This window comes from Desulfobacterales bacterium, from assembly GCA_028704555.1.
In the GTDB taxonomy this organism is placed as follows: Bacteria; Desulfobacterota; Desulfobacteria; order Desulfobacterales; family JAQWFD01; genus JAQWFD01.
Window position 1 is genome coordinate 1 of sequence record JAQWFD010000072.1, and the last position, 6,863, is coordinate 6,863.

Consider the following 6,863-nt stretch of genomic DNA (forward strand, 5'->3'; position numbering starts at 1 on the left):
CCGATGCCGCATTTCATCCGTTTTTCAAGGGTGGTCAGAATCTGGTTGTCGGCAAAACCCATTTCCTTCAGACCCTGGAGTACGAATTTGATCATGATCGGGGGGCCGCAGGTGACGGCAACGCTGTTGTCGGGGCTGGGTTTTTCCTCCTTTAACACGGTCGGAACAAAACCGACGCGTTCGGTCCAGCCGGCGGCCTCGCTGTCGATGGTCAGCACCAGGTCTGCGCCGCCCTCACGCCACTTATCAAACTCATACCCGTAGCACAGATCCTGAGGCGTGCGGGCACCGTAAATGACTTTGATGTTGCCGTAATCGCTTCTGTGATCCAGGGTATGCAGCAGGAGGGTCCGCATAGGGGCCATTCCGATACCGCCGCCGATAAACAGGAGGTCTTTTCCTTTGAGCAGGCCAAGGGGGAACCCCTTGCCCAGGGGCGCGCGGACACCGATCTGATCGCCTTCGTTCAGCTGGTGCAGCCGCTGGGTGACTTCACCGGTGCGCATCACGCTGAACTGCAGATAGTCTTTTTCGCTTGGAGGCGAATTGATGACAAAGGTTGATTCTCCGACGCCGAAAATAGACAGCTGCCCCACCTGGCCGGATTCAAAGGTAAAATTCTTCATTTTTTCCGCATCGTTTAAAACGATGCGGAAAGTTTTAATATTATGGGTTTCCTCGATTATTTCTTTGACTGTCGCCAGTTCGGGGAGATAGGGATTGATCGTGGTATCACACATCGGCGTTCTCCTTCAAGGATCGTACAATCTGACGGATATCCATGGATACGGGGCAGTTTCGGATACAGCGTCCGCATCCGCAGCAGGCCATCATGCCGTCATATCGTTCCGGAAAGTAGCTGAATTTATGCCCGACCCGATTGCGGAATCGCTCATATTTTTCGGGTCGCGGGTTGTGTCCGCTGGCTTCACGGGTATAGTGGTTGAACATGCACGAATCCCAGGATCGGAGCCGTTCACCTTCAAGCCCATGCGCGTCATCCGTGATGTTGAAACAATAGCAGGTCGGACAGTTGAAGGTACACATCCCGCAGCTGAGACACTTGGACACCTGATCGCGCCAGAATTCCGTGTCGGTAAACCGGCGGGTAAACTCGCTGCCCGCCCCTGTCAGGTCGGCCTTGCCCACCGTGAGGCCATCAATGTGTTTCTGTACTTTTTCAGCCTGTTTTATCTGCGACTCACCTGCCGGCTTCCCGAATCGGGGCAGAACCTCGCGCCCTTTTTCCGTCAGGGCTTCGATCACAAAGCCATCGTCGATCGGTATGATCCACAGATCACTGTTTTGCCGGTCACCGGGGCCGCTGCCCACGGATGAGCAGAAGCAGGCGCTGTCCGGGGTTTTACACGCAAGGGTCGCCAGCACGGTTTTTTCACGCCGCTTCGCATAATATGGATCTTTGGCGATTCCGTCGAGAAAGACCTTGTCAAAGACCAGAAAGCCTCGTGCATCACAGGGGCGAAGGCCAAAGACCAGTGCCGGCCGAATCTCTTCAAGGTCGGTCAGCGCCACCGTCTGCCGGGTTGGATCGCTCTCATCTTTCAGATAACGAAACTTGAACAGTGTTTCGGATTGGGGAAATAATACGGATTTTGGCGAACTGGTGCTCTGCCTGTCAAAGATGGGGCGGCATCCCGGTGTAAAGGGGGCAAATTCGATGGCGGTTTTATGTGTCCCTGTCTTGAGCGGAACCCATACATCCATCAGGCCGGAAACCGTTTCCAGCACGGCAGGCAATTCATTTTGAGAAATATAGTAACATTCTGTCATGGTTTATCCTCACTCGCTCATCCCTGTGCGCGTCTTAACGGCGGCATGCCGGGGATTGGTGTTAAATGTTCCCGTCGGCGCTCACTAAATACCCGTTTTGCTGGAATCATAGGTCTGCAGGGGCGGTTTGCTCTCAGGATCGATCCCGGCTTCATAATCAAACAGCTCCTTGACGATACAGTTCATTTTTTCCATCAGCAGGGTGACCGGAATGTCCACGGGGCACACGCGCATGCATTCGCCGCATTCAGTGCACCGGCCGGCCAGATGCACGGTCCGGATCATGTGAAACAGGAATTTTTCCGAAATATCCGAACGCTGGGACAACCATTTGGGTGACCGGGTCTCGGCGATACAGCTGTCCTGGCAGACACACATGGGGCATGCGTTCCGGCAGGCATAACAGCGGATACACCGGTCCATTTCGGTCAGCCAGAAATTGCGCCGTGCTTCCAGAGAAAGGGCATCGAGCTGTTCTACGGCAGGGCGTGCGGCATCCTGTGCCACTCTTGCGGTAACCGGCTCTCCAATCAGCGCATCATATATCAGCGGGTTGGGATACCGGCACTGCAGACATTTATGCGCGAGCACATCTGCTATCGGAAAACGCTCTGTTTTGCCGTCAGCCTCAATCACCACCTCATCAGCCTCGATGGTAATCCCGGAGATTTCGGTTAAAGAAGGTTTCAGGTTCCGGAGCTTTTTAACGTCCACGACCCCTTTACACGGGATGCCGACGATGTATACCCGGTCCCGCTCAACCAGACCTTCCTGGATGAGGGCGGTCAGCGACCGGCTGTCGCAGCCCTTGACGCAGATGCCGATTTTTCCCTGTTTTTCAGGGTCAGCAGCTTTCAGGGTGCTGAACAGGTATCCGCTCAGGTTCTGTACGCACTGCGGATTGAACACCAGCTGATCCAGGTCCGATGCCTTGCGGATAAAGGCCGGGGTCATATGCAGGCTGTCAAATCCCTGCTTCCAGCCGAGAACCACTTCCAGATCATCAAATACCTTTTGAAAGGTTTGCTTTATGATTTTGTTCTTATCATTCATGAACATGTATCCTAACATTTGCTGTTGGTTTCAGCGCGTGTCCATCTGTAAATGCCTGTTTTCAGACAGACACTATCTACGATCTATAAGGCAAGTGACAGGGGCTGCTGAATGTCCGGGTTTATATGGAATCCGGGATTCGGGCCCAGCTGGTGAATTTTTTCGGTAAATTCGGTTACCACCTGCTGCCACACCTGACCTTCTGATGCCGATACCCAGGTATAGTGAAAGCGCTGTGTATCGATGCCGACAAAGGGCAAAAACCGCTTGAGCGCTTCCATGCGCCGGCGGGCGTAAAAATTGCCCACGGAATAATGGCAGTCGTTGGGGTGGCATCCGGATACCAGCACGCCGTCGGCCCCGTTGATCAGGGCTTTGATGGCAAACATCGGATCCATGCGTCCTGTGCAGGGAATTCTGATAATCCTCAGGTCGGTAGGTTGCTTGAACCGGCAAACACCGGCGGTATCGGCTCCGCCGTACGAGCACCAGTTGCATAAAAAGCCGATAATCCGGATTTTTTGTTCTTCAGTCGAATTTTGTTGCAGATTTTCCATAAGATATTTTTTCATGCCTCCTATGCATACAGGGCATTGACTGCCGCCAAAACCTGATCGTCTTTACAATGCCTGAGCTGAATAGCCTTCGGGGGACAGGTTGCATTACACAATCCGCACCCCTGGCACACAGATTCAAGAACCTGTGCCTTGCGTGACCCGTCCCGCAGGGTTTTCCACTGAATCGCGCCGAATGGACAGACATCGATACATTTGCCGCATCCCACGCACATCAGTTCATTGACCATGGCCACCTGTGGATCGGTTTCAATGGTATCGCGCGAGAACAGCATTTGAACCTTGGATGCCGCGGCACTTCCCTGGCCCACCGAGGCCGGAATATCCTTGGGACCCTGGCAGACGCCCGCCAGAAAGACTCCGGCGGTATTGGTTTCTACCGGACGCAGTTTCGGGTGGCTTTCCATGAAAAATCCATATTGATCGTAAGAGATGCGAAGCTTCTCGGCCAGTTCTTCAGCGCCGACGGCTGACTCGATACCGGTGGCCAGCACCACCAGATCCGCTTCAATCTCGATCTGCGCGCCCAGCATCGTATCGGCTCCCTGCACGATCAGCTTATCCCCTTTGGGATAGACTTTGCCCACCCGTCCGCGAAAATACTGCACGCCGTACTCTTCCTGAGCCCGGCGGACAAATTCGTCATAGTTTTTACCGGGAGCACGGATATCCATGTAGGACACATAGCAGTTGCAGTCGGGCAGATGATCCCGGGTCATGGTGGCCTGCTTGGCAATATACATGCAGCAGACCGCTGAGCAGTAAGGTCGGCACACCGACGGGTCTCTGGACCCGACACAGGAGATAAACACGATGTCTTTGGGCTCTTTTCCGTCGGAGGGGCGTCTGATATGACCGCCGGTCGGGCCGGCCGCACTTAAAATGCGCTCGTACTGCATGGCCGAGATTACATCCGGATATCGCCCGCCGCCATATTCGCCATAAACCGACGCATCAAAGAGATCATAGCCTGTTGCGGTGATGATGGCACCGACCTCTTCGGTGATAATTTCGTCTTTCATATCAAAACGGATCGCCTTCACCTGACATACCTTTTCACAGAGTCTGCATTTGCCTTTGGTCAGGTACAGGCAGGCCTTCGGATCAATGACAGCTTTCTTGGGAATCGCCTGGGGAAAAGGGATGTTGATCGCCGTGGTCGTGGCAAGCCCCTCGTTGAATTTGTCATAGGATTTTTTTGACGGGCATTTTTCCGTACACACCCCGCAGCCGGTGCACAGATTCCAGTCCACATAGGTGGCTTTTTTTCTGATCTGAACCGTAAAATTTCCGATATAACCCGAAACAGCTTCGATTTCGCTGTAGGCATACAGCTTGATTTTTTCATTCTGGGCCACGTCCACCATCTTGGGACCCAGGATGCACGAGGAGCAGTCGATGGTCGGAAAGGTCTTATCCAGTTTGGCCATTTTACCGCCAATGGTCGACTCGCGTTCCACCATGACCACGTCCAGCCCGCCATCGGCACAATCCAGGGCTGCCTGAATACCGGCAACCCCACCGCCGATTACCAGTACCCGTTTGTTGATTGGTACCCGGGAGGAAAACAAAGGCTCGTTAACGCGCAGCTTTTCTACTGCCATCCGGACCGTATCCGCCGCTTTTATCGTATTGGCCTTCTTGTCGTTACTGACCCAGGAACAGTGTTCCCGGATATTGGCCTGCTCGAACATATAACGGTTTAAACCCGCCTTTTCAACTGCCCGGCGGAATGTCGCCTCGTGCATGCGGGGAGAGCACGCAGCAACGACAATGCCCTGTAGACCGTGGGTTTTAATGGCCGCCTGGATTTCCTTCTGGCCGGGCTCGGAGCATGTATACATATAATCGGTCGCATACACGACATCCGGATATGACAGCGCCTGGCGCGCTACGGCTTCGGTATCCACCGTACCGGCAATATTCGTTCCACATCTACATACAAAAACACCAATACGCATAACCTATCCCTCTGTAAATAATCAGGTTTAAGGCGACATCCGTACGCCTGTGCCGCCTGTATTCCAATTGAATCTGGTTCATCCACCTACGCACGCAAGGCTGACGGCTTATGTTCAAACAAACTGTCTGCATTTACAATCAGCTTGTCAATGCCCAGGGTTTTGGCGTCAATGCCCAGTGCATGTCCGATCAGCTGGGTAATGTAAATAATCGGTATTTTAAATGCCGTGTTACCGTACTTATTGACCTGGCCCTGGCGCAGGTCCAGATTCTGCTGACACATCTGGCAGGCGAGGGTAATCGCTTCGGCCCCGGCCTGCTCAGCCGCTTCCAGAATGCGGCCGGTCAGCTTGCCAACCACCGGTTTTTCCGTTACGCCGAACGAGGCACCGCAGCACTCGGTCTTGTGAGAAAAATACGGTACCGTCGCGCCAATGGCTTCCAGTAATTTGTCCATGGATATCGGATTTTCCGGATCATCGAAATCGGCAAACTCAGGGGGCCGGGTAAGCAGGCATCCGTAATAAGGCACAATCACCCGACCGGTCAAGGGATAAATCACTTTTTCGCGTATCGCCTCCACCCCTACCTCTTCATACAGCAGTTGCAGAACGGAAATCGGCCGCACATTTCCCGAAAAGGGCATATCCAGAATTTTTAAAAACGCTTCGGGTTTTTTTTGATAGGTTTTCAAGGCCCCTTTGAGCGATTTTAAGCAGCTCGGGCACGGGGTCATCACCGTATCCAGACCGAGTTGATTTTCAGCAATGGCCAGGTTCCTGCCGGCCAGCGCACCGCCAAGCAACGGATCATAAGCATTTGACGGGGTCGATCCGCAGCAGGTCCAGTTGGGGATCTCAACCAGCTCTACGCCGAGGGCATCGCATACCGCCCGGGCTGACCAGTCATATTCGCAGGCCGTTTTTTCCAGGGAGCATCCAGGGTAATAGGCTATTTTTTTCATTGGTTCACTCACCCTTATATATAAACCGGTTATTCCGGCTGTTTCTGTTCTTTTTTGTAGGCTTCAAATCGTTCAAATATGCCGCTTACCTGTTTAATGTCTCTGGAGCGGTAAGGGAAAAAGGGCAACTTTCCTCTTTTAAGCATCCCGGGTCCCAGCTCCGCATCATTAAACGGCCTGGCCGCCTTCAGGTTATATTGAATGAGAAGACCGGGCTCAAACACGCGGCCAAAGCGTTTGACCGATTTAAGAAAGTCTGCATAAAATCCCTGTATATTTTTTTTGGCCACCAGACCTTCTTCGATGGACATGTCGCGAAGCACCGCCATCACTTTGGCTACATCGATATCGTTCGGACACCGTGTGGTGCATGCCTGGCAACAGGCGCACTGCCATATCGCCTGAGACGAAAGCGCCGGTTTTTTCTGCCCCAGCTGAATCAGACGCATAATCTGATGTACCGGATAGTCATAAACATATGTATAATTACAGCTGGCGCTGCAATTCCCGCACTGGTA

The 6,863-nt window shown here is 53.2% G+C and carries 7 protein-coding genes; all 7 read right to left on the bottom strand.

All coding sequences use genetic code 11. The features are described from left to right. A partial coding sequence (locus PHQ97_15670) for an FAD/NAD(P)-binding protein (protein MDD4394170.1) occupies nucleotides 1-740 on the bottom strand: 740 nt, incomplete at its 3' end. Next, the gene (locus PHQ97_15675; protein MDD4394171.1) at nucleotides 733-1,791 is read right to left on the bottom strand and encodes a 4Fe-4S dicluster domain-containing protein; all 1,059 of its coding nucleotides are present in this window, start codon (nucleotides 1,789-1,791) and stop codon (nucleotides 733-735) included. The genes PHQ97_15670 and PHQ97_15675, both read right to left, overlap by 8 nt. Nucleotides 1,792-1,875: 84 nt before the next feature. Beyond that, nucleotides 1,876-2,844 carry a 4Fe-4S dicluster domain-containing protein gene (locus tag PHQ97_15680; protein MDD4394172.1) on the bottom strand — a complete coding sequence of 323 codons (969 nt, stop codon included), beginning with the start codon at nucleotides 2,842-2,844 and terminating at the stop codon, nucleotides 1,876-1,878. Nucleotides 2,845-2,927: 83 nt separating this feature from the next. Then, a complete protein-coding gene (locus tag PHQ97_15685; protein ID MDD4394173.1) occupies nucleotides 2,928-3,416 on the bottom strand; it encodes a hydrogenase iron-sulfur subunit in 489 nt (162 codons plus the stop codon). 5 nt (nucleotides 3,417-3,421) lie between these two features. Then, nucleotides 3,422-5,380 carry a CoB--CoM heterodisulfide reductase iron-sulfur subunit A family protein gene (locus PHQ97_15690; GenBank protein ID MDD4394174.1) on the bottom strand — a complete coding sequence of 653 codons (1,959 nt, stop codon included), beginning with the start codon at nucleotides 5,378-5,380 and terminating at the stop codon, nucleotides 3,422-3,424. A gap of 86 nt (nucleotides 5,381-5,466) precedes the next feature. Further along, nucleotides 5,467-6,345 carry a CoB--CoM heterodisulfide reductase iron-sulfur subunit B family protein gene (locus PHQ97_15695; GenBank protein MDD4394175.1) on the bottom strand — a complete coding sequence of 293 codons (879 nt, stop codon included), beginning with the start codon at nucleotides 6,343-6,345 and terminating at the stop codon, nucleotides 5,467-5,469. Between the two features lie 29 nt (nucleotides 6,346-6,374). Continuing rightward, nucleotides 6,375-6,863: 4Fe-4S dicluster domain-containing protein (locus tag PHQ97_15700; GenBank protein ID MDD4394176.1), on the bottom strand; the 489-nt coding region annotated here is incomplete at its 5' end.